Annotated in this window: 21 protein-coding genes; 10 read left to right on the plus strand and 11 right to left on the minus strand. The window is 59.0% G+C overall.

The window, feature by feature from the left end:
• The first annotated feature begins 28 nt into the window (after positions 1-28).
• The 6 genes from nuoM to ACMXYJ_RS23260 all read left to right on the plus strand — a co-directional run bounded on the left by nuoM (position 29) and on the right by ACMXYJ_RS23260 (position 7,148).
• The gene (gene nuoM / locus ACMXYJ_RS23235; protein WP_415757092.1) at positions 29-1,561 is read left to right on the plus strand and encodes an NADH-quinone oxidoreductase subunit M; all 1,533 of its coding nucleotides are present in this window, start codon (positions 29-31) and stop codon (positions 1,559-1,561) included.
• A gap of 7 nt (positions 1,562-1,568) precedes the next feature.
• The gene (gene nuoN / locus ACMXYJ_RS23240) at positions 1,569-3,032 is read left to right on the plus strand and encodes an NADH-quinone oxidoreductase subunit NuoN (RefSeq protein WP_415757093.1); all 1,464 of its coding nucleotides are present in this window, start codon (positions 1,569-1,571) and stop codon (positions 3,030-3,032) included.
• 123 nt (positions 3,033-3,155) lie between these two features.
• Positions 3,156-4,580 carry an IS1182 family transposase gene (locus ACMXYJ_RS23245; RefSeq protein WP_415757094.1) on the plus strand — a complete coding sequence of 475 codons (1,425 nt, stop codon included), beginning with the start codon at positions 3,156-3,158 and terminating at the stop codon, positions 4,578-4,580.
• A gap of 266 nt (positions 4,581-4,846) precedes the next feature.
• Positions 4,847-5,278 (plus strand): type II toxin-antitoxin system Phd/YefM family antitoxin, encoded by a 432-nt coding sequence (locus tag ACMXYJ_RS23250; protein ID WP_415757095.1) that lies wholly within the window; start codon positions 4,847-4,849, stop codon positions 5,276-5,278.
• Positions 5,275-5,652, plus strand: coding sequence for a type II toxin-antitoxin system VapC family toxin (locus ACMXYJ_RS23255; protein ID WP_095128987.1), 378 nt, complete (start codon positions 5,275-5,277; stop codon positions 5,650-5,652). The genes ACMXYJ_RS23250 and ACMXYJ_RS23255 overlap by 4 nt, the downstream gene beginning before the upstream one ends.
• Positions 5,653-5,822: 170 nt before the next feature.
• A complete protein-coding gene (locus ACMXYJ_RS23260; RefSeq protein ID WP_415757096.1) occupies positions 5,823-7,148 on the plus strand; it encodes an OprD family porin in 1,326 nt (441 codons plus the stop codon).
• Between the two features lie 148 nt (positions 7,149-7,296).
• On the opposite strand, the gene ACMXYJ_RS23265 is transcribed toward ACMXYJ_RS23260, so the two are convergent.
• The 5 genes from ACMXYJ_RS23265 to ACMXYJ_RS23285 form a co-directional block, all read right to left on the minus strand.
• Complete coding sequence (locus tag ACMXYJ_RS23265) at positions 7,297-7,629, minus strand: DUF2790 domain-containing protein (RefSeq protein WP_415757097.1); 333 nt, start codon at positions 7,627-7,629, stop codon at positions 7,297-7,299.
• Between the two features lie 67 nt (positions 7,630-7,696).
• On the minus strand, positions 7,697-7,897 hold the full coding sequence (locus tag ACMXYJ_RS23270; RefSeq protein WP_415757098.1) for a co-regulatory protein PtrA N-terminal domain-containing protein: 201 nt from the start codon (positions 7,895-7,897) through the stop codon (positions 7,697-7,699).
• A gap of 219 nt (positions 7,898-8,116) precedes the next feature.
• Positions 8,117-11,269 carry a CusA/CzcA family heavy metal efflux RND transporter gene (locus ACMXYJ_RS23275; protein ID WP_415757099.1) on the minus strand — a complete coding sequence of 1,051 codons (3,153 nt, stop codon included), beginning with the start codon at positions 11,267-11,269 and terminating at the stop codon, positions 8,117-8,119.
• A 39-nt stretch (positions 11,270-11,308) separates the two neighbouring features.
• On the minus strand, positions 11,309-12,502 hold the full coding sequence (locus ACMXYJ_RS23280) for an efflux RND transporter periplasmic adaptor subunit (RefSeq protein ID WP_415757100.1): 1,194 nt from the start codon (positions 12,500-12,502) through the stop codon (positions 11,309-11,311).
• A 49-nt stretch (positions 12,503-12,551) separates the two neighbouring features.
• Positions 12,552-13,811, minus strand: a complete 1,260-nt coding sequence (locus tag ACMXYJ_RS23285; RefSeq protein WP_415757101.1) for a TolC family protein — start codon at positions 13,809-13,811, stop codon at positions 12,552-12,554.
• Positions 13,812-14,278: 467 nt separating this feature from the next.
• On the opposite strand from ACMXYJ_RS23285, the gene ACMXYJ_RS23290 reads away from it, so the two are divergent.
• From ACMXYJ_RS23290 to ACMXYJ_RS23305, 4 genes are all read left to right on the plus strand, one after another.
• Entirely contained in the window at positions 14,279-14,953 is a 675-nt protein-coding gene (locus ACMXYJ_RS23290; protein WP_007940896.1) for a heavy metal response regulator transcription factor, read from the plus strand.
• Positions 14,950-16,362, plus strand: a complete 1,413-nt coding sequence (locus tag ACMXYJ_RS23295; RefSeq protein ID WP_415757102.1) for a heavy metal sensor histidine kinase — start codon at positions 14,950-14,952, stop codon at positions 16,360-16,362. The genes ACMXYJ_RS23290 and ACMXYJ_RS23295 overlap by 4 nt, the downstream gene beginning before the upstream one ends.
• 129 nt (positions 16,363-16,491) lie before the next feature.
• The gene (locus tag ACMXYJ_RS23300) at positions 16,492-16,842 is read left to right on the plus strand and encodes a toxin (RefSeq protein WP_415760794.1); all 351 of its coding nucleotides are present in this window, start codon (positions 16,492-16,494) and stop codon (positions 16,840-16,842) included.
• Complete coding sequence (locus ACMXYJ_RS23305) at positions 16,832-17,146, plus strand: helix-turn-helix domain-containing protein (protein WP_095128978.1); 315 nt, start codon at positions 16,832-16,834, stop codon at positions 17,144-17,146. Before ACMXYJ_RS23300 ends, ACMXYJ_RS23305 begins: the two co-directional genes overlap by 11 nt.
• A gap of 177 nt (positions 17,147-17,323) precedes the next feature.
• On the opposite strand, the gene ACMXYJ_RS23310 is transcribed toward ACMXYJ_RS23305, so the two are convergent.
• The 6 genes from ACMXYJ_RS23310 to ACMXYJ_RS23335 are packed head-to-tail and all read right to left on the minus strand — an operon-like array spanning position 17,324 to position 23,276.
• Positions 17,324-19,066, minus strand: coding sequence for an ABC transporter substrate-binding protein (locus ACMXYJ_RS23310; RefSeq protein WP_415757103.1), 1,743 nt, complete (start codon positions 19,064-19,066; stop codon positions 17,324-17,326).
• Positions 19,067-19,114: 48 nt separating this feature from the next.
• A complete protein-coding gene (locus ACMXYJ_RS23315; protein ID WP_008146061.1) occupies positions 19,115-19,387 on the minus strand; it encodes a DUF2160 domain-containing protein in 273 nt (90 codons plus the stop codon).
• A gap of 10 nt (positions 19,388-19,397) precedes the next feature.
• The gene (locus ACMXYJ_RS23320; protein ID WP_415760795.1) at positions 19,398-20,192 is read right to left on the minus strand and encodes a carbohydrate ABC transporter permease; all 795 of its coding nucleotides are present in this window, start codon (positions 20,190-20,192) and stop codon (positions 19,398-19,400) included.
• Between the two features lie 29 nt (positions 20,193-20,221).
• On the minus strand, positions 20,222-21,088 hold the full coding sequence (locus tag ACMXYJ_RS23325) for a carbohydrate ABC transporter permease (protein ID WP_415757104.1): 867 nt from the start codon (positions 21,086-21,088) through the stop codon (positions 20,222-20,224).
• 2 nt (positions 21,089-21,090) lie between these two features.
• Complete coding sequence (locus ACMXYJ_RS23330) at positions 21,091-22,182, minus strand: ABC transporter ATP-binding protein (protein WP_415757105.1); 1,092 nt, start codon at positions 22,180-22,182, stop codon at positions 21,091-21,093.
• Positions 22,182-23,276, minus strand: a complete 1,095-nt coding sequence (locus ACMXYJ_RS23335; protein WP_415757106.1) for an ABC transporter ATP-binding protein — start codon at positions 23,274-23,276, stop codon at positions 22,182-22,184. Before ACMXYJ_RS23335 ends, ACMXYJ_RS23330 begins: the two co-directional genes overlap by 1 nt.
• Positions 23,277-23,432: the final 156 nt, after the last annotated feature.

The following is a 23,432-nucleotide window of genomic DNA, read 5'->3' on the forward strand; positions in this document are numbered from 1 at the left end:
CGAACTTGCGAAAGGAATTGAGCCCGTCATGATTCTGCCTTGGCTAATCCTGATCCCCTTCATCGGCGGCCTGCTGTGCTGGATGGGTGAGCGCTTCGGCGCTACCCTCCCCCGCTGGATTGCGCTGTTGACCATGACCCTGGAACTCGCACTCGGCCTCTGGCTGTGGGCCCACGGTGATTATTCATTTGCTCCGGCCCCTGGCGCCGATCCGACCTGGGTGCTTGAGTTCAAGCACATCTGGATCGAGCGCTTCGGCATCAGCGTGCACCTGGCCCTCGACGGCCTGTCGCTGTTGATGATCCTGCTGACCGGTCTGCTGGGTATCCTCTCGGTACTCTGCTCGTGGAAAGAGATCCAGCGTCACGTTGGCTTCTTCCACTTGAACCTGATGTGGATCCTGGGCGGTGTCGTCGGCGTGTTCCTCGCCCTCGACCTGTTCATGTTCTTCTTCTTCTGGGAAATGATGCTGGTGCCGATGTACTTCCTCATCGCGCTCTGGGGTCACAGTTCTTCGGACGGCAAGAAAACCCGGATCTACGCGGCGACCAAGTTCTTCATCTTCACTCAGGCTTCCGGCCTGATCATGTTGGTGGCGATCCTGGGTCTGGTCCTGGTCAACTTCAACGACACCGGCGTGATTACCTTCAACTACGCCGATCTGTTGAAAACCAAGATGTCACTGACCACCGAGTACATCCTGATGCTCGGCTTCTTCATCGCCTTCGCGGTGAAGCTGCCAGTGGTGCCGTTCCACTCCTGGTTGCCTGACGCTCACGCCCAGGCGCCGACAGCGGGTTCGGTCGACCTGGCCGGTATCTTGTTGAAGACGGCGGCTTACGGTCTGCTGCGTTTCGCCCTGCCGCTGTTCCCGAATGCCTCGGCCGAGTTCGCGCCGATCGCCATGACCCTGGGTCTGATCGGGATCTTCTACGGTGCGTTCCTGGCCTTCGCCCAAACCGACATCAAGCGTCTGATCGCCTACTCCTCCGTTTCCCACATGGGCTTCGTGTTGATCGGCATCTACTCCGGCAGCCAACTGGCGCTGCAGGGCGCGGTGATGCAGATGCTGGCGCACGGTCTGTCAGCGGCGGCACTCTTTATCCTCAGCGGTCAGTTGTACGAGCGCACTCACACCCGCGACATGCGTGAAATGGGTGGCCTGTGGTCGAAGATTGCTTACCTGCCGGCCATCAGCCTGTTCTTCGCAGCCGCGTCCCTGGGCTTGCCGGGTACCGGCAACTTCGTCGGTGAGTTCCTGATCCTGATCGGCACGTTCCCGGCCGCCCCATGGATCACTATCATCGCGACGTCCGGTCTGGTGTTCGGTTCGGTGTACTCGCTGATCATGATCCACCGCGCCTACTTCGGCCCGTCCAAATCGGACGCGGTGCTGCATGGCATGGATGGTCGCGAACTGATCATGGTGGTTGGGCTTGCGGCGCTGCTGATTTACATCGGCGTGTACCCGCAACCGTTCCTCGATACCTCTGCTGCGACGATGCATGGCGTGCAGCAATGGCTCGGCACCGCCTTCACTCAACTCGCTTCGGCCCGGTAAGAGCGCTATGGAATTCACGACTCAACACTTTATCGCGCTTGCGCCGTTGTTGATCACCAGCGCCACGATCATCGTGGTGATGCTGGCAATCGCCTGGCGCCGCAACCACTCGCAGACCTTCCTGATTTCCGTGGCGGGTCTGAACCTGGCGTTGCTGTCGATCCTGCCAGCCCTGAAAGTCGCGCCTCTGGCCGTGACTCCATTGCTGCAGATCGACACCTTCGCCTGCTTGTACATGGCGCTGATCCTGGTCGCCACCCTCGCTTGTGTAACCCTAGCCCACGCCTACCTCGGCGATGGCGGTTCGGGTTACCCGGGCAACCGTGAAGAACTTTACCTGCTGATCCTGATGGCCGCCGCCGGTGGCCTGGTACTGGTCAGCGCGCAGCACCTGGCCGGGTTGTTCATCGGTCTGGAACTGCTCTCGGTACCGGTCTACGGTCTGGTGGCTTACGCCTTCTTCAACAAGCGTTCGCTGGAAGCCGGTATCAAGTACATGGTGCTGTCGGCTGCCGGTTCTGCGTTCCTGTTGTTCGGCATGGCGCTGCTTTATGCCGACTCTGGCAGCCTGAGCTTCGTCGGTATCGGCCAGGCGCTGGCGGCTACTGGTCTGCCAAGCTCGCTGGCGCAACTGGGCCTGGGCATGATGCTGATCGGTCTGGCGTTCAAGCTGTCGCTGGTACCGTTCCACCTCTGGACCCCGGACGTTTACGAAGGTGCTCCGGCACCGGTGGCTGCGTTCCTGGCCACCGCGTCCAAAGTCGCTGTGTTCGCAGTGATGGTGCGTCTGTTCCAGATCTCGCCCGCGGCGAGCAGCGGTGTACTGAGCGACGTGCTGACCATCATCGCCATCGCGTCGATCCTGTTCGGTAACCTGCTGGCACTGACCCAGAGCAACCTCAAGCGTCTGCTGGGTTACTCGTCCATCGCTCACTTCGGTTACCTGCTGATCGCCTTGGTGGCGAGCAAGGGTCTGGCCGTGGAAGCCATCGGCGTGTATCTGGTCACCTACGTGATCACCAGCCTCGGCGCGTTCGGCGTGATCACCCTGATGTCCTCGCCGTACAACGGCCGTGACGCGGATGCCCTGTACGAATACCGCGGCCTGTTCTGGCGCCGTCCGTACCTGACCGCCGTACTGACCGTGATGATGCTGTCCCTGGCCGGCATCCCGCTGACCGCGGGCTTCATCGGCAAGTTCTACATCATCGCCACCGGTGTCGAGTCGCACCAATGGTGGCTGGTCGGCTCCCTGGTACTGGGCAGCGCCATCGGCGTCTTCTACTACCTGCGCGTCATGGTCACCCTGTTCCTGATCGAACCGAACCTGCGTCGCCACGATGCGCAACTGCACTGGGAACAACGTGCTGGCGGCGTGATGCTGCTGGCGATCGCGGCACTGGCGTTCTTCCTTGGTCTGTATCCGCAGCCGTTGCTGATTCTGGTTCAGCAGGCGGGGTTGGCGGGTTGATCGCTTAAGCGACACTCGGTAGAAAACAGAAACGGCACCTTCGCAGACTGTGTGAAAACCTAGCAATCTGTGCGGCACTCAAAGAAAATGCTCCGTATCGAAAGATACGGAGCATTTTTCGTTATGGCCTACATCCAAGGAGAGTCCCGCAGCCAGACCAGCCTGTTCCCGGCCTCGCTGGAGGAACTGATCCCCGAGGATCACCTCGTTCGTGTGATCGACCTCTACGTCGCCAAGCTGGATCTGGTGCAACTGGGCTTCGACAAAGCGTTGCCCAAAGGCACCGGGCGCCCCTCTTATGATCCTGCCGATCCGCTAAAACTCTATCTCTACGGCTATTTCCAACGGATTCGCTCCTCACGCCGACTTGAGGCCGAGTGTCAGCGCAACATCGAAGTGATGTGGTTGATCAACCGGCTCAAACCCGACTTCAAGACCATCGCCGACTTTCGCAAAAACAACAAACCGGCCTTTGTGGCGACGTGCCGGGCCTTCGTCCAGTTCTGCCGAACCGCCGGCCTGATAGCCGGTGAGCTGGTGGCCATCGATGGCAGCAAGTTTCAGGCGGTTGCTTCCTCGCGGCGTCATATGAGTTTGAAGCGGCTCAAGCACCAGGAGCAGACGCTGGATAAACGCATTGCCCAATACCTGGCTGAGCTGGATGAGGCGGATAAAACCGAAGCCAATGAGGTGGTTGATCGCAGTGCGGTCAAGACGGCTTTGGCGCAACTTGAAGTCAGGCACTCCAATAACCTGACGCGCCAGGCCCTGATGAAATCAATGGAGCTTGAGCAATTCAATACCCACGAAAGCGATGCCCGAATGATGCGAACGCATAAAGGGCCGCGGGTCGCGTACAACGTGCAAACCGTCGTGGACGCTGAGCATTGCCTGATCCTGCATCATGAAGTCACGCAGGACAGTGATGATCGCAAGCAACTTGAGCCTATGGCCAAGGCCGCCAAGGAACACTTGCAGCAAGATGAATTGACGGTGGCTGCCGATGCAGGCTACTCGAATGGCAGGCAGTTCCAGGCCTGCGAGGATGAGAACATCACGGTTTATGTACCACCCAATCGGTCAGGCAACTCCAGCGGCAAGGAAAAGGAGTTCTTTGGCCGAACAGTGTTTACCTACGATGCGTCGCAGGATCGATATCAATGTCCCGCCGGAAAATGGCTGACACTCAAGCAAACCAGTAAGGGCGATCGCATCTACCAGGCGGCGATCAGCGACTGCACCGCTTGTCCGCTGAAAGCGCAATGTACTGAGGCCCGGCGCCGATATGTCTCACGCCATGCTCACGAAGAGGCGTTCGAACGCATGGAGCGGCGAATGCAGGCACACCCCGAAATGATGGTCAGCCGAAGATCCATCGTGGAGCATCCCTTCGGCAACCTAAAACAGTGGTTGTTTGGCAACGCTCGCTTCTTGCTGCGACAGCTCGAGGGGGCGAGAGCCGAAATGGCCTTGGCGGTGAACGCCTATAACCTGAAAAGAGCGATTAACGTGCTCGGCGAACGTCAGTTGATGGCGTTGATGGGCTGAAACGCCCTTTTTCGTCTGCCGTCCGCACAAAAGCAAACGCCCCGAACAAGTCGGGGCGTTTGCTTGAAATCACCATCAGTGTGTTTTCACACAGTCTGTTCGGGTGCCGTTTTTGCGTTTGTACGATTTGTTACCGCTGCACTCCCCTCCTCTCGCAATCCCCGAAAGCTCTCGCCGGACTATCCGCCTCGTCCTACAGCCAGCATTGAGCACTTGGCTCTATCTTGAGTGACTGCTGGATAGAGCAATCAAGGCGAGAACGAATAATGAAACGTGACATCTTTTTAGAATTGGTAGAAGGCTTCGATGCTTTGGCCGCTGAGCGCCAAGGAAAAGTCTCACTGCTACACCCAAAAGCGAAAGCCGCCAAACTAGCCTCCGTCATCAATGAGGAACCGCACAACTTTGCCGCCCCCAAAAATTCTGGCTATATTTGTCCAGAATACGGGAGACACATGATGATCATTGTTCCGTTGGCAGAAGCAAAAAACAATCTATCTAAACTCGTCGATGACGCCGCCGCGGGACAGGTCATCACGATTACCAAACATGGTCGGGCACTTGCCCGCCTCGTTCCCGCGGGAAAACCCTGCGCACAGCGTATCGGAGCAATGAAAGGCAAACTGGTACTGCCCGAAGAGTTCGACGCTCCATTGCCGAACGACATGCTTGATGCTTTTGAAGGCACTCAAGAATGAGGCTTCTGCTCGACACGCATATATTGCTCTGGACGCTCAGCGATGACCCCAGGCTATCCGGCAAAGCCAGAACGCTTATTCAGAACGCTGCCGACATTTACATCAGCGCAGCGACATTCTGGGAGATGGCGATCAAGGTCGGGCTGGGAAAGCTGAACGTTGACCTGGAGGAAATCCGGCAGTACTGCCTCGACAGCGGGTTCATCGAACTACCCGTGACCTCAGAACACGCCATTGCCGTGAAGGACCTCGAACATCACCATCGGGACCCGTTTGACCGCCTCATTGTTGCAACGGCCATGACAGAACCCATGAAACTCCTCACCGCCGATCCATTGGTTGCCCGGTACACGGATCTGGCTGTTTTGGTCTGATCGGGCAACATCAGATGCACATGACGAAATTGTAATTCCCCCATCACCTTGGCGTTATCCGCAGCTTGCGACGATGTCACCCGGCGACCATGCCGGCGGGCCCTTGCCCGCCGAACAATAAAACCCACGCCGAAGCACGTTCCCGTTCTGCCGAACCCAAGGAGTGATTGATGGTTAACAATACAAAAATGTCGATAGCCGCTTTAGCTGTGGTTGTCGGCTCCGGGCCGTCCATAGTGTTGGCGGAAGATAAAGCCGAGGGGTTTGTCGAGGGCAGCAGCCTGACGGTGCTCAACCGCAACTTCTACTTCAATCGTGATCACCGTGACGGCCAGTCCAGCCCCACCGGCAATGGTTATTCCGAGGCATGGGCCCATGCGGTCATCAGCAAGTTCGAATCAGGGTTTACACCGGGCACCGTCGGGGTCGGTGTCGATGCGTTTGCGATGATCGGTTTGAAGCTTGATACCGGTGACGGGCGCAACGGTGGCCGTAGTTCGTTTGATGTGCTGCCGGTCGACAGTGATGGCCAGGCGCGGGACGAATACACCAAGGTCGGTGGCGCCGCCAAAGTGCGCGCCTTCGATACGGTGGTGAAGGTCGGCGATGTGTTCCCCGCCAACCCGGTGGTTGCGGCGGGTGACTCCCGACTGTTGCCGGAAAGCTTCCGGGGTGTCACGGCCACCAACACCAGTATCGAAGGTCTGTCGGTACAGGGCGGTCGCCTGCATGCGATGAGCCAACCGGTGTCCAGCGACATGCGCGAGAACTTCGCGACCTTCTATGGCGGCCCGGTCAACTCGCCGTGGGTCGGCTATTTCGGTGGCGACTACGCGCTGAACAAAAACCTCAGTTTCAGCCTGTATTCCAGTCGCCTCAAGGAAGCCTGGAATCAGTACTACGCCGGCACTGCGTGGACTTACCCACTGTCGGATGACCTGTCGCTGTTCGGTGGCCTGAACTATTACAAGGCGGTCGACGAAGGCAAACAACTGCTCGGCACCTTCGACAACAACATCTGGAGCGGCCGGGTCGGGGTGAAACTCGGCGCCCACTCCGTTGCGTTATCGCACCAGCGCAACAACGGCAACGACGACTTCGACTACCTGCGCCAGTCCGACTCGATCTTCCTCGACAACTCCATCCAGTACAGCGACTTCAACTCGCCCAAGGAGCGTTCGTGGATGGTGCGTTACGACCTCGACATGAGCAGCTATGGCGTGCCGGGTTTGTCGTTCATGACCCGTTACGGCCGCGGCACCGACGCCGACTATTCCAGTGCCAACGCCGTGTACATGCGCCGCGATGCCGACGGCAACCCGCTGACCGATCAGAAGCGCTGGGAGCGTGACATCGAAGTCAAATACGTGGTGCAGAGCGGCTCGCTGAAGGACATGTCACTGCGCCTGCGTCAGGCCAATACCCGCGCCACTGCGTATGAATCGGATCTGGATGAAGTGCGGGTGATTATCGAGTATCCGCTGGCGATTCTCTGACTTCACGGTTTATGCAAATTCACCTTTAGAAGCTCCTTGCTCCTTTGGTAAGAGGTGAATCTTTTGGCGTCCTTCGGGGCGCCTTTTTTATGCCTGTAGATTGAGCACTGCAGGAGCAGCCTTCGGCAGCTCCCCAGGGGAATTGGTGTCAGCCGCCGCGATTGCGGCAATCGCCTGCCACGGTGTATTTGATGGTGTTGAGTTGGCCCTTCGAGTCTTCGTAGGTCATTGCGGTGGGAACTACAGCGCAGGCAACTTGCGGCCGCACAACGCTCACCACTTTCACCACGTCCAGCTTCATCCCGTATTCATAATCCTTGACCACCGGCGCCGGTTTGCCCTGGCTGGCCGCGTATTGCTCCATGGCTTTGGTGTTGGCACTGAGCGCTCTCTCGAACGTCCGGTCGCCCCCACCTTCAGCCAGCACATTCAGGGACATCGCCATCACACCGGCGAACGTCATCAACTTGATAAGTTTCATGTTCAATACCTTCATAAAAAAGCCCGGCATCGGGACTCGACGACGGGCTTGTTCAAGTGCGACACGCTTACAAGTCTTTGGTGTTGTCGCCCTTCTTTTCATTGACGACGACTGGGTCGCGGGCCTGTTCCTTGGCTACGAACAGCTCTACGGAGCGGTCATTGGCGGTCATCATTCTTTCGAAAGTTCGGTCGCCGCCGCCTTCGGCCAATGCCATGGAAGACATCACCAACGCCACCGCAAACGCACTCAGTTGTGCAAGTTTCATGTTTGATTCCTCGTTTAATTAACTGACGGGATCAAGGTAACAATCCGAACCTTTCGTGACGGTGGCGTGGAGATTACATATCCGTTATGTGGCCGCAGCTCTGATACAAGACACAAAACCTGTGGGAGCGAGCCTGCTCGCGATGACGGTGGATCAGTCAGCATCATTGCCGACCGACAGATCGCTATCGCGAGCAGGCTCGCTCCCACAGGGGATCACCTACTTAGTTGAAGCTGCGTCTTCGTCGCGTCGGTGCGCCAACTGATACAACGCCGGCAGTATCAGCAGCGTCAGGATGGTCGAAGACAGAATCCCGCCGATCACCACCGTTGCCAGCGGACGTTGCACCTCGGCACCCGTGCCGGTCGCCAAAGCCATCGGAATGAAGCCCAGAGACGCCACCAGCGCCGTCATCAACACCGGTCGCAGCCGCGTTAGCGCGCCTTCGTTGATCGCATCACTGAGTGAACGCCCCTCCTCCCGCAGGTTGCGGATGAACGCGATCATCACCAGGCCGTTAAGCACCGCCACCCCCGACAGCGCAATGAAACCGACACCCGCCGAGATTGACAGCGGAATGTCCCGCAGCCACAACGCCATGACGCCGCCAGTCAACGCAAACGGAATCCCGGTGAATACCAGCAAGCCGTCCTTGAGGTTGTTGAACATCATGAATAGCAGCCCGAACACCAGCAACAAAGCCACCGGCACCACAATCTGCAATCGTTTGGCCGCCGATTGCAACTGCTCGAACTGCCCGCCCCAGCTGGTCCAGTAACCCGCCGGAACCTGAACATCGCGCTCGATCACCTCCGCGGCCTCTTTAACGAAGGAGCCAATATCCCGCCCACGCACGTTGGCACTGACAATCACCAGCCGCTTGCCATTCTCGCGGCTGACCTGATTAGGCCCGAGCACCAGATCAAGGCTGGCGACGTCGTTGAGGGCGATGAAGCCAATCTGATCGGCAGCACCACTCAGGAGCGCCGGCACCGGAATCAACAGCGCCGACAAGCCTTCGATGTCCTTGCGCATGGCATCGGACAGACGCACCACCATGTCGAAACGCCGATCACCTTCGTACAATGTCCCTGCCTGGCGCCCACCGACCGCTACCGCAATGGTGTCCTGTACATCGCCGACGTTGAGCCCGTAACGCGCTGCCTTGTCGCGGTCGATGTTGATGGTCAGCACCGGCAGGCCGGTGGTTTGCTCGACCTTGACCTCGGACGCGCCGTTGACCTTCTGCATGGCGACGGCGATCTTCGCCGCCGTGGCGTTGAGCACGTCCATGTCATCGCCGAACACCTTGACCGCCACATCGCTGCGCACGCCGGAGATCAGTTCGTTGAAGCGCAACTGGATCGGCTGCGACAGTTCATAGTTGCTGCCCGGCAGCGTCGCGGCGGCTTGTTGCAGTTCGGCCATCAGCGTTTCACGGGACTTGCCCGGATCCGGCCACTGCTCCTTCGGCTTGAGCATCACGTAGCTGTCGGAGATGTTCGGCGGCATCGGGTCGGAGGCGATTTCGGCGGTGCCGGTACGGGCGAATACGCGCTCGACTTCGGGCACCTTGTTGAGGATCAAGGTCTCCAGACGCTGCTGCATATCCACCGACTGGGTCAGGCTGGTGCCTGGCACGCGTAACGCTTGCAAGGCAAAATCGCCCTCACTGAGGCTCGGCACAAACTCGCTGCCCATGCGGCTGGTCAGCACACCACTGAGCACAATCACCCCGAGCGCCGTGCCCACGGCCACTGCTCGATGGGACATCACCCAGGCCAGCGCCGGCGCATACACCTGACGTGCGCCGCGCATGACCACGCCTTCCTCTTCCTTGACCTTGCCGGTGACAAACAGCGCAATGGCCGCCGGGACGAAGGTCACGGACAAGAGCATCGCACCGAGCAGTGCGATGACCACGGTGAAGGCCATCGGGTGGAACATTTTCCCTTCGACACCGCTCAGGGCGAAGATCGGCAGGTACACGACCATGATGATCAACTGGCCGAAAATCAGCGGCCGCCGCGCTTCTTTTGCCGCCGCGAATACCTCGTGAAAACGTTCGGAACGGGTCAGCAATCGCCCGTGACGCTGCTGCGCATGGGCCAGGCGCCGCAGGGTGTTTTCGACGATCACCACCGCACCGTCCACGATGATCCCGAAGTCCAGTGCGCCGAGACTCATCAGGTTGGCGCTGACTTTGTTGGTGAACATGCCGGTGAAGGTGAACAGCATCGACAGCGGAATCACCATGGCGGTGATCAACGCCGCGCGGATGTTGCCCAGAAACAGGAACAGAATCGCGATGACCAGAATCGCGCCTTCCACCAGGTTCTTTTTCACCGTGGCGATGGCCTTGTCCACCAGGTGCGTGCGGTCATACACCGGAACCGCGATCACGCCTTGGGGCAGGGAACGGTTGATCTGTTCAAGCCTGGTAGCCACTGCCTGGGAGACCGTTCGGCTGTTTTCGCCGATCAGCATGAACACTGTGCCAAGCACCACTTCGCGACCGTTCTCGGTGGCGGCACCGGTACGCAGTTCGCGACCGATGTCCACGGTCGCGACGTTCTTCACCCGGATCGGCGTACCGTCGACATTGGCCATGACGATGTTGGCGATGTCCTCGACGCTCGCCACCTGGCCGGGCGCACGAATCAGCAACTGCTCGCCGCTACGCTCGATGTAACCGGCGCCGACGTTGGCGTTATTACGCTCCAGCGCCGTGACCAGATCGGTGAGGGTCAGTTTGTAAGCCGCCAGCCGTTTCGGGTCGGGGGCAATCTGGTATTCCTTGGCGAATCCGCCGATGGTGTTGATTTCGGCCACACCGGGCACGTTGCGCAATTGCGGCTTGATGATCCAGTCTTGAATCACCCGCAGGTCGGTCGGCGTGTAGGCCGTGCCGTCGTCCTTGAGCGCACCGTCCTGCGCCTCCACCGTCCACAGGAAAATCTCGCCAAGCCCGGTGGAAATCGGCCCCATCAGCGCTTCCGCGCCCTCGGGCAATTGCTCCCTGGCGATCTGCAAACGCTCGTTGACCAATTGCCGGGCGAAGAACAGATCGGTGCCGTCCTTGAAAATCACCGTGACCTGCGACAGCCCCGAACGCGACAGCGAACGGGTCTGCTCCAGCGCCGGCAGACCGGCCATGGCAGTTTCAATCGGGAAGGTGATGCGCTGCTCGGTTTCCAGCGGCGAGAACCCGGCCGCACCGGTGTTGATTTGCACCTGGACGTTGGTGATGTCCGGCACGGCGTCGATCGGCAGCTTTTGATAACTGGCGATGCCGAGGCCGGCCATGAGCAGAACGGCGAGCAGCACAATGATGCGCTGCTCGATGGCAAACTGGATCAGGCGTTCGAACATGAGAACCTTCTCGTCGAGGGGGCGGATCGGTGGGAGTCTTCAGTGAGAGTGCTCAGCTGAGGCTTTGCCCAGTTCCGATTTGAGGACGAAGCTGCCGGCACTGGCGACTTGCACGCCCGGTTCCAGCCCTTGGGTGACTTCCACCAAACCGGCCGCGCGACTGCCCAGCTCCACCGCTTGTGCCTTGAAGCCGTCGTCGGTGCGCACGAACACCGTGGGCTTGTCCTCGACGGTCTGGATCGCGGCTTCAGGTACGGCGACCTTGGCTTGGCGACTGTCGGTAGCCACCAGCGCGGTGACGAACAGGCCGGGGCGCCACGAGCCTTGCGGATTTTCCAGGGTCACGCGAACCGTTGCAGTGCGGGTCTGTTCGCCGAGCAAACTGCCGACGTAGGCCACGGTGCCAGCGACTTCGGCATTGAGTTCCGGGGCGCTGACGGTGACCGGTTTGCCCACTTGCACCTTGTTCAGATCCTTGGGCGAAACACCGAACGTCACCCACACCCGCGACAAGTCGGAGAGCGTAAAAGCCGCCGTGGTTTCATCGACCACCTCCCCCGGCGTCAGGTGTTTCTCCACCACCACGCCGTCGAACGGCGCGCGCAGTTCATAGCGATTGCCGCCGGTGGCAACCACGCTGCCACTGAGCACGCTGATTTTTTGCCGGGCATTGGTCAGGGCAATTTCGGCTTCTTCCAATGCTTGACGTGCCTGAAGGAAATCCTGCTCGGCGGAGATCTTGTCCTGCCACAGTTTTTTCTCGCGTTCGTAGGTGGTGCGCGCCAAGGTCAGGCGACGCTGTGCGGCAGCCTGTTCGCTGCGCTGATCAGAGATCTGCTGACTGGCGATCACCGCCAGCAACTGGCCCTTCTTCACCGACTGCCCGAGATTGACCGACACCGACTCGACCACGCCGGGGACGCGCGGCACCACGTGCGCGGTGCGGTCTTCGTCAAAGCGCACTTCGCCGGGGAACGGCAAGCCGAGGCTGATGTTCTGCGCCCGCGCTTCGGCCAGTTGAATGCCCGCCGCTGTGATCTGTTCGGTGCTCAACTCCAAGTGCCCTTCTTCTGTATGTTCACCGTCGGCTGCAGCGCCTTCTTCAGCGTGATCGGCGTGTTCCGCCGCTTCATCGGCGTGAGCGTCGATGGACGCATTGCCCGGCCACATCGAGCCAATACCAATGCCCAGCGCCAACGTCGCCGCAGCAACCACGATCAGTTTTTTTTCCATGGAAACTCCTCTGCGCCATGCCATCGCGCAGTGATCTAAAAGATGAAATTCAAGGGCTGACGAAGAGGTCGCCGAAGATGCGTTCGATGCGTACTCGCGCGTCCGTCGCCTCGCTGACGGCCTGGATGTATTGGCTGCGCGCGCTGATCAGGGTGCGTTGGGCGTCGAGCACGTCGAGGAATCCGAACTTGCCCATTTCGAAGCCGCGCGTGGCGCTGTCGACCGCACTTTGCGCGGCGGGCAGGATGGTTTGGTTGAACGCTTTGACTTCGCCGTTGGCGGTCTGCCATTGCTCAAGGGTGGTCTGGATTTCCGTGCGCAAACGCAGCTCGGTGGCGTTGCGCAGATCCCGCGCCTGATCGCTGCGCCGCGCCGCCGCCAGCACATTGCCCTGATTGCGATTGAACAGCGGAATCGGCATCGACAGCCCGACTACGTTGACCCGCTCGCGCTCGGTTTCACTGTATTGGCTGCCAATGCTTACGGTCAGGTCGGGAATGCGTTGCGATTTTTCCAGACCCAATGAGGCGTCGCGCTGATCGATCTGCAATTTGGCCAGACGCAGCTCCGCGGTCTCGTTCAGGCGCTCAAGCAATCGGGTCGGCGGTGGCACCGTGGGCATGCTTTGCGTGGCCGCTTGCACGGTGGTCGAGGTTGGCAACGGTGAGCCCATGACCTGCGCCAATTGCTGATAGGCGTTGGCCTGATCGCGTTCTGCGCGGCTCAGTTCCAGGCGCACTTCAAAGAGTTGCACTTGCGCACGGGTGCCTTCGACTGGCGATGATTTACCGGCCTCGATGCGTCCTCGGGCGACGCGCAAACCGTGTTCGGCGAGTTGCAGCGACTGGCGCGACAACTGCAAGCGTTGTTGTGCGGTCTGGGCGCTGTTGAACGCCTGAATCACATCGGCGCGCAAGGCATTGCGCTTGCGCTCCAGTTCGATCCCGGCGGCGTCCTGTGCGCGGCTGGCGACATCGATTCGTGCGCCACGTTTGCCACCCAGTTCGATCGGTTGGCTGAGCATCACGGTGGTGGTTCGCGAATCGCGGCGGGTGTCCTCAGCCTCCCACGACACTTCGGGGTTGGGGATCAGACCGGCCTGCTGCCGATCCCCTTCGGCGATACCGATTTCCCACTGGGCCGCCGCCAGATCAGGGTTACCGGCGAATGCCGTTTGCAGGGCTTGATCGAGGGTCAGGGTCGATGCATGCACAAGACCCGTGCCGGCCAGCAACACAACGCTGGCCGTCAGTGTCCTCGCTGTTTTTTTCAGGCGTGATCGCGCCGTCAGTTCTTTTAAACCGGGCAATGGAAGACTTCCTTTATTCAAGAATCTTTGATGCCGCCACGGTAGGGTTTTGAACTTATCGGCAAGGTGACTGGAACATTACAAATCCGTTATCCACGGTTTGTAGAAGTTGTTTCGGTCTAGGATACGAAGTGCGAAGTGCGACATAGCAATACACAGAAACAAATACACGGCAGTTATCTGCCAAACAGCACTTGCCTGAATGCGGCGCTTCGGAACTCGGGCTTGCCTGCTGCGACAGGCTGTCGCAGATCGCCATTCTCAGGGCTCAAGACCCAGTATTTCAGTTGACTCTGTAGCCACTACAGCCTTTACCTTGCACGCCATCACACAGGGAAATCTCTGTAGGAAACCAGAAACTCACAACATCTAATCGTTATTAAACCCCGTCCGGAAGCCCCTATAAAAACAACAACTTTCCCGGCCACCTTAATTAAATATCTATTAAATAAAAGTGGTGATAGATCATGCGAATCCTTGTCGTCGAGGACGAGCTTAAAGCTGCCGAATACTTGCATCAGGGACTGACGGAAAGTGGTTATATCGTTGACCACGCGGCCACCGGCGCCGATGGACTGCATCTGGCGCAACAGCAGGCGTATGACCTGGTGATTCTGGATGTGAACCTGCCGGAACTCGATGGCTGGGGCGTGCTGGAACAATTGCGTCGCACCCACTCCACCCGGGTGATGATGCTCACCGCGCGCGGGCGTCTGGCCGACAAGATTCGTGGCCTGGATCTGGGCGCCGATGATTATCTGGTCAAACCGTTCGAGTTCCCCGAATTGTTGGCGCGGGTGCGCACGCTGATGCGGCGCAGTGAAAACATCCCGGTGCCGCAGGTGCTCAAAGTCGCCGACCTGGAACTCGACCCGGGGCGCCATCGCGCCTTTCGCGGCGAGCAGCGCATCGACCTGACCACCAAGGAGTTCGCCCTGCTGCATCTGCTGATGCGTCAGTCCGGAGAGGTGCTCACCCGCACCCAGATCATTTCGCTGGTGTGGGACATGAATTTCGACTGCGACACCAACGTGGTCGAAGTGTCGATCCGGCGTTTGCGCGCCAAGATCGACGACCCGTTCGACAGCAAACTGATCCATACCCTGCGTGGTGTCGGCTATGTGCTGGAGGCGCGGGAATGAAGCCGGCCAGCCTGTCGCTGCGCCTGGGCCTGACCGTCAGCATCCTGGGGGCGGTGCTGGTGGTGTTCCTGGCTGTATTGGCCTTCTTTGCCCTGACCCATGAACTGAACGTGTTATCCAGAGACAGCCTGGCGCAGAAGATGGAACAGGTGGAACACAGCCTGGCGCTATACGCCGATTCCGCAGAAATTCGTTCGGCGCCGCACATTCTGCTCGATCAGGTCATGGGCCATGACAACCTCACCCTGACGATTTATGACCGCACCAACTTGCGTACGCCACTGTTGAAATCCGGCACCGGCATGGTCGACCCGCGACTTGAGCGCAAGACAGCGCTGGCCGCCAACGAACAACTGGTGTTCTCGGACAGCACCGACGATCAAGACAAGCGCTACCTGACCGTCTCTCGGTTGATCCGCATTAAGGACGGCACCCGCATCCCGGTGCTGCTGTCGATGAACGATGCCCACAACCAGGCGTTGCTCAACGCCTATCTGCGCTCGACGCTGATTGCTTTGCCGTTGCTGCTGATCTTCATCGGCCTCAGTGCCTGGGCCGCCGTACAGCGGGGGCTGAGGCCGCTGCGCGAGTTTCGCAAAGTGGCGGCGATGGTCTCGACGCAAGACCTCGGCCATCGGCTGTCGGTGCTCGACATGCCCCAGGAACTCAGTGAACTGGCCCGGGGGATCAACTTCATGCTGGATCGCCTCGATAATGGTGTGCAGCAGTTGTCGCAGTTCTCCGATGACCTGGCCCATGAACTGCGCACGCCGATCAACAATTTGATGGGCAAGGCACAGGTGACGCTGTCCCGGGAACGCACGGCCGAGGCGTACAAAAACGTTTTGGTGTCTTGCACCGAAGAACTGGAGCGTGTCGCACGGATTGTCTCGGACATGCTGTTTCTGGCGCAGGCCAGTAACCCGGCAGCGCTCACGTCCTTCGAGTCGGTCGCCCTGGAAGAAGAAGCCGAAAAGGTGGCCGACCTGTTTTCCTTGTCGGCTCAAGACAAGCGCATCAGCCTGAGCGTGACCGGCAACGCACGCGTGCCGGGCGACCGCTTGATGATTCAACGGGCAATATCGAACCTGCTATCCAACGCCCTGCGCCACTGCCCGGCAGGGCAAACGGTTTCGCTACACATTGAGCAAGAGGCGACTCAGGTTTCGCTGCGGGTCAGCAACCCTGGCGCAGGCATCGAAGCACAGCATCTGCCGCATCTATTCGACCGCTTTTACCGCGTCGACAGCAGCCGCTCCCGCTCACAAGGCAGCACCGGACTGGGCCTGGCCATCGTGCGCTCGATCATGAGCTTGCATCAGGGGGTGGCCGAAGTTGAGAGCCTGCCCGGTGCGATGACCGTGTTCAGACTCGCTTTCCCCCGATATCCAGAATCGCCTCGCGGGTGAATCAGCCGCGTCCTACATCTCGATCCTGCCTTCGACTTTAACGTAATGACTTGACCGAATTTGGCAGGAACAGAAGCCTTGACCTATTCGATTCTTGTGATAGAAACATACGCAGATAACGTACAGAACATGGACGCTCTTTTTATCGAATTACCCGCATTTCAAAAGCACAGAAATGACTACCTGGACGACGAACTGTTTCGCAGCTTTCAACTGGAGCTGCTGAAAAACCCGGAAGCGGGCGATCTCGTGGAAGGTACGGGCGGTTTGCGCAAAGTCCGCTTCTCCGACCAGCGACGAGGCAAAGGCAAGCGCAGCGGATTACGGGTGATTTATTACTGGTGGTCAGGTTTCGATCAATTCTGGCTGTTCACGGTGTACAGCAAAAACGAGCAGGACGACCTGACGCCTGCCCAGAAAAAACTTTTCAGACAAACGCTGGATAGAGAAATCAACACGAGAACCTACTATGAAACGTGACATTTTTTCCGAACTGATGGAGGGCCTCGAAGCCTTGGCCGACGAGCGCCAAGGCAAGGTCACGCTGCGGAGCCACAAGGTCAAACTGCCAAAACTGGTGCCCATCACTGCCGAGGAAGTGGTAGCCATACGCCAACAGCTCAACCTTTCCCGTTCGGTATTCGCGATGTATTTGCGTACGAATACCCGGACGCTGGAGAACTGGGAACAAGGACGAGCGAAACCTAATGCTCAGGCGACAACGTTGATCCGGCTGGTTGAGCGCTTTCCGGAAACGGTTCAACAACTGGCGGCGCTGACCTGAAGTGCCCGCTGCGTTTTCAATGACGCCATCGCGAGCAGGCTCGCTCCCACAGGGGACCACGTTCTGTCAGAAAGAATGCGGTTCAATGTGGGAGCGAGCCTGCTCGCGATGGCGGTGGAACGGACACAAAGCAAAACGGCACCTTTCGGTGCCGTTCGCGTTTCACATTACAGACGATTACTTACGCGCCGCCTCCCACGATTTCAGCAGTTCGGCATAGCTCACGGTTTCACCTTTAGGCTTCTCGTTCGCCAGTTTCGGCTTCGGTGCACCCGGTTGGTCCAGCCAGTACTGCGCGTCGCGCTCGGGATTCATTTTCGGTGCGCAGGTGGCTTGCGCCTTCGAGCGTTCCAGACGGGTCATGATCGCGTCCTGATCCTTGGCCAAACCATCCAGCGCCTGTTGCGGGGTTTTCTCGCCACTGGCCGCTTCGGCGATGTGGCTCCACCACAGTTGCGCCAAACGCGGATAGTCCGGCACGTTGGTCCCGGTCGGGGTCCATTGCACACGGGCCGGGCTGCGATAGAACTCGACCAGACCACCGAGTTTCGGTGCCAGGTCGGTCATGGCTTGCGAGTTGATGTCCGACTCGCGGATCGGCGTCAGGCCAACGATGGTTTTCTTCAGGGATACGGTTTTCGAGGTCACGAACTGCGCGTACAGCCAGGCCGCGAGTTTTTGCTTCTCAGGCGTGGACTTCATGAAAGTCCAGGAACCCACGTCCTGATAACCCAGTTTCATGCCCTCCTCCCAGTACGGCCCGCGCGGTGACGGCGCCATGCGCCATTTCGGCGTGCCGTCGGCGTTCATCACCGGCAAGCCCGGCTTGGTCATGTCGGCGGTAAACGCGGTGTACCAGAAGATCTGCTGCGCGATGTTGCCCTGGGATGGCACCGGACCGGATTCGGAGAAGGTCATGCCCGCCGCTTCCGGTGGCGCATATTTTTTCAGCCAGTCGACATACTTGGTGGTTGCATAGACCGCCGCCGGGCCGTTGGTGTCGCCGCCGCGGGTCACGCTGGAACCAACCGGATGGCAGTCCTCGACGCGGATGCCCCACTCGTCCACCGGCAAACCGTTGGGAATGCCCTTGTCGCCAGCGCCAGCCATGGAGAACCAGGCATCGGTAAAGCGCCAGCCGAGGGACGGGTCTTTCTTGCCGTAGTCCATGTGCCCGTAGATACGCTTGCCGTCGATTTCCTTGACGTCTTCGCTGAAGAATTTGGCGATGTCTTCATAGGCCGACCAGTTCACCGGCACGCCCAGTTCATAACCGTATTTTTCTTTGAATTTTGCTTTCAGATCCGCCCGCTCGAACCAGTCGGCGCGAAACCAATAGAGGTTGGCGAACTGCTGGTCGGGCAGCTGATAGATCTTGCCGTCCGGCGCGGTGGTGAAGGAGATGCCGATGAAGTCTTTGATGTCCAGGGTCGGCGAGGTGTAAGCCTTGCCTTCGTTGGCCATCAGGTCGGTGATCGATTCGGTTTTGCCGTAGCGAAAGTGCGTGCCGATCAGGTCCGAGTCGTTGACCCAGCCGTCATAGATGTTCTTGTCCGATTGCATCTGGGTCTGCAGCTTTTCCACCACGTCGCCTTCTTGCAGCAAGTCGTGGGTCAGCTTGATCCCGGTGATCTCGGTAAAGGCCTTGGCCAGCGTTTTGGATTCATATTCGTGGGTCGCGATGGTCTCCGAGACCACCTTGATGCTCATCCCGCGAAACGGCTCGGACGCCTTGATGAACCACTTCAACTCTTCGAGCTGCTGTTCCGGGGTGAGGGTAGACGGTTTGAATTCGCTGCCAATCCATTTCTTGGCGGCGTCTTCATAGGCATCCGCCCAGGCTGCAGCGCTCAACCCGCTGAGTGCCAGCATGGCTGCCAATGAAACGCTATGTCGCAGCTTATTGTTTTTGTCGAACATAGAGACCTCCTGTTTGGGTTTCGGAGCAACATTGCCGATCGATTTCGACTAGCCCCAACGCATCACAGCCAACAGCCACACCAGGGACAACGCGAACGCCACCCAGATGCTCCAGTCGGTGACGCCGATTACCAGCAAATGCAGGTAGGCGCTGCCGAGAAGACCGATAAACAACCGATCGCCACGGGTGGTGGCAATCGGCAACAAACCACGCCGAAGAATGCTCGGCGAACGCAATTCCCAGGTCGTCATGCCCACCAGGATCAAGGCAATGACGCTGAAGAATGCCGCCGTAGGGCCAGTCCAACTCATCCATTCCATCATCAGCTCCTCAGACCCGGCCCAGGGCAAAGCCCTTGGCCACGTGGTTGCGAACAAACCAGATCACCAGCATGCCTGGCAGGATAGTCAACACCCCCGCCGCCGCCAGCACACCCCAGTCGATGCCGGACGCCGAGACCGTGCGCGTCATCACTGCCGCAATCGGTTTGGCGTTGACTGACGTCAGGGTTCGCGCCAGCAGCAGTTCGACCCAGGAAAACATGAAGCAGAAAAACGCCGTCACACCGATCCCGGAACCAATCAGCGGAACGAAAATCTTCACGAAGAACTTGGGGAAACTGTAGCCGTCGATGTAGGCGGTTTCGTCGATCTCCTTCGGAACGCCAGACATGAAACCCTCAAGAATCCACACCGCCAACGGCACGTTAAACAGGCAATGAGCCAACGCGACGGCGATGTGCGTATCGAACAAACCGATCGAGGAATACAGCTGGAAGAACGGCAGCAAAAACACCGCCGGCGGTGCCATGCGATTGGTCAGGAGCCAGAAGAACAGGTGCTTGTCACCAAGGAACCGATAGCGCGAGAACGCATACGCGGCCGGCAATGCCACGCTCAGCGAAATCACCGTGTTCAGGCTCACGTAGTACAGCGAGTTGAGGTAACCGGTGTACCAGGCCGGATCGGTGAAGATCACCTTGTAGTTGGCGAAGGTGAAATCCTGCGGAAACAGCGTCAGGCCGCTGAGGATTTCGGTGTTGCTCTTGAAGGACATGTTCAGCAGCCAGTAGATCGGCACCAGCAGGAACAGGATGTAGATCAGCAGTGGAATCACTTTTTTCATAGGGGTAAGACGCTTGCTCATGGCAGACCTCAGCGGTTGGCGTCAGAGTGAGTCATGGCCGTATAGAACAGCCAGGACACCAACAGGATGATCAGGAAGTACACCAGCGAGAAAGCCGCCGCCGGGCCGAGGTCGAACTGCCCGATCGCCATTTGCGTCAGCGTCTGACTCAAGAACGTCGTGGCATTCCCCGGACCGCCACCGGTCAGCACAAACGGCTCGGTGTAGATCATGAAACTGTCCATGAACCGCAACATCACCGCGATCAGCAATACGCTCTTGAGCTTGGGCAACTGGATATGTCGGAAAACCGCCCAGGCCGAGGCCCGATCAATCCGCGCCGCCTGGTAATACACGTCCGGAATCGCCCGCAGCCCCGAGAAACACAACAACGCCACCAGCGACGTCCAATGCCAGACGTCCATCACCAGCACCGTGACCCAGGCGTCCATGGTGTTGGCCGCATAGTTGTAGTTGATGCCCATGGCCTTGAGGCTGGCGCCGAGCAGACCAATGTCCGCCCGACCGAAGATCTGCCAAATGGTGCCGACCACGTTCCACGGAATCAGCAACGGAATCGCCAGGATGATCAGCACCAGCGACGACCAGCGGCCCTTGGTCGGCATGGTCAAAGCGATGGCGATGCCCAGCGGGATTTCAATCAGCAGCACACAGCCGGAGTAGATGAACTGGCGCAGCAAAGAATCATGCAGGCGCGGATCGAGCAGCACTTGCTTGTACCAGTCGGCGCCGACGAAGTAGCGGCTGGACTGGTCGAAGATGTCCTGCACCGAGTAGTTGACCACCGTCATCATCGGGATCACCGCACTGAACGCCACCAGCAAAAACACCGGCAACACCAGCCACCAGGCCTTGTTGTTCTGCACCTTGTTCATGGCTACGTCTCCAGGAGATATTCGTCGGCGTACACCATCAGCCATTGAGCCGGGAAGCTGATGTAGGCGGTTCCCTCAGGCACTGGTTTGTCTTCGGCCAGGCGCACTTTCAAAGGAGCGCCGTCGAGGTTCAGGGTCATGATCTTGTAGGTGCCAAGGTCTTCGACGTGTACGACCTGTGCCTGCATCGCCTCATCAAATGGCTCGTCCCACACATGCACGAACTCCGGACGGATGCCGACCATCAGGGTTTTCGACTCGGACTCCGCGATGCGTTTCTGTTGAGCATCGGAAAGCGGCAAATGCGTCGAGGCGAAACCGACACCGCCCGGCTGCGGCTGAACCTCGATCAGGTTCATCCCCGGACTGCCGATGAAATAGCCGACAAAGGTGTGGCTCGGTCGCTCGAACAGTTCTCGCGGCGTACCGAATTGCACAATCTGCCCGCCGTACATCACCGCGATCTTGTCGGCGAAGGTCGAGGCTTCGAGCTGATCGTGAGTGACGTAGACCATGGTGATGTTGAACTGCTCGTGGATCTGCTTGAGCTTGCGCCTCAGCTTCCACTTCAGGTGCGGGTCGATCACGGTCAGCGGTTCATCGAACAGGATCGCCGACACGTCATCGCGCACCAGCCCACGGCCCATGGAGACTTTCTGCTTTTCATCGGCGGTGAGGTTGCGCGCCTTCTTGCTCAGCAGCGCCTGGAGGTCGAGGACTTCGGCGATTTCCTGCACCTTGCTGTGAATTTTCGCCTCGGCCATGCCCTGATTGCGCAGCGGGAAGGCCAGGTTGTCGAACACCGTCATGGTGTCGTAGACCACCGGAAACTGGAAAACCTGGGCGATGTTGCGCTTCTCCGGGGTCAGGTCGTTGACCACTTTGCTGTCGAACAGCACCTGACCCTGGGACGGACTGAGCAGCCCCGAAATGATGTTGAGCAAGGTCGACTTGCCGCAGCCTGAAGGCCCGAGCAAGGCATAAGCACCGCCCTGCTCCCAGACGTGGTCCATCTCGCGGATCGCATAATCCTCGGGGCCGGTCGGCGTGCGGGTGTAACTGTGGGCGAGGTGCTGCAAACGAATTTCGGCCATCAGGCAACCCTCGCGATACGGCGACCGGGCGCCTGGACCAGCCGCCCCTGCGTATCGAAGACAAACAGTTTATGGGTCGGAATGTAGATACGAATCGGCGCATCGACGTCGTATTCGTGGACGCCGGGCAAGTGCAGCACCAACAGGAAATGTTCGTTGCGCACATGGAGGAAGGTTTCCGACCCGCTGATCTCGGCCACCTCGACGGTCACCGCCAGTTCCAGGTCATCGTCGTTGCTCGGCACCAGCGAAATATGGCTGGGCCGTACGCCAAAGCGGAACTCGCCCTCGCCCACCGGCCGCAGATCGACGTTCAGCGGGAAGTGCACGAAATTGGCGAAGCTGACTTCGTTGCCAGCGATACGCCCCGGCATCAGGTTGATCGGCGGCTCGGAGAACAGCTCCGCCGCCAGCACGGTTTGCGGCTGGTGATACACCTCGGAAGACTTGCCGCTCTGAATCACCCGACCTTCGTGAAGAATGGTGGTGGTGCCGCCCAGCGCCAGGGCTTCGTTGGGTTCGGTGGTGGCGTAGATGGCGATGGTGTGCCGGGCCTTGAACAGCTCGCGCATTTCCTGGCGCAGTTCTTCGCGCAATTTGTAGTCGAGGTTCACCAGCGGCTCATCGAACAGGATAAGTTCGGCATCCTTGACCAGCGCCCGGGCCATCGCCGTGCGCTGTTGCTGGCCGCCGGAGAGTTCCAGCGGATGGCGCTGGAGGAATTTCTCGATGCGCAACATCTTCGCGGTTTCCAGCACTTTGCTCTGGATCAGCTCATTGGACACGCCGCCCTGGCGCAAGGGCGAGGCGATGTTCTCGAACACTGTCATGGTCGGGTAGTTGATGAACTGCTGATAGACCATCGACACATTGCGCAAACGCACCGGGCGCTGGGTGACGTCGACGCCGTTCATCAGGATGCGGCCGCTGTCGGGCTTGTCCAGACCGGCCATCAAGCGCATGAGACTGGTTTTGCCGGACAGCGTACGCCCGAGCAAAACGTTGAAGGATCCGGCTTCGAAACTAAGGCACGCATCGTCGATCCAGGTCTGGCCCTCGACGGTGCGGCTGACGTGCTCCAGGGTTAATGACATGGCTCGGCCTTTTTATTATTGGAGTCAAGCGACCGGAGCTACAGAGCGACATTCGTGCCAGAAATTGCAAGCCATTGATCCGGCTTGAGAATCCTTCAAGTGGAAGAAAAACCGCGTTCGTTGCTGAACAGAAATGAACAACCGCGACTGAACAAT

The organism is Pseudomonas arabinosi (assembly GCF_047758675.1).
Classification (GTDB): domain Bacteria; phylum Pseudomonadota; class Gammaproteobacteria; order Pseudomonadales; family Pseudomonadaceae; genus Aquipseudomonas; species Aquipseudomonas arabinosi.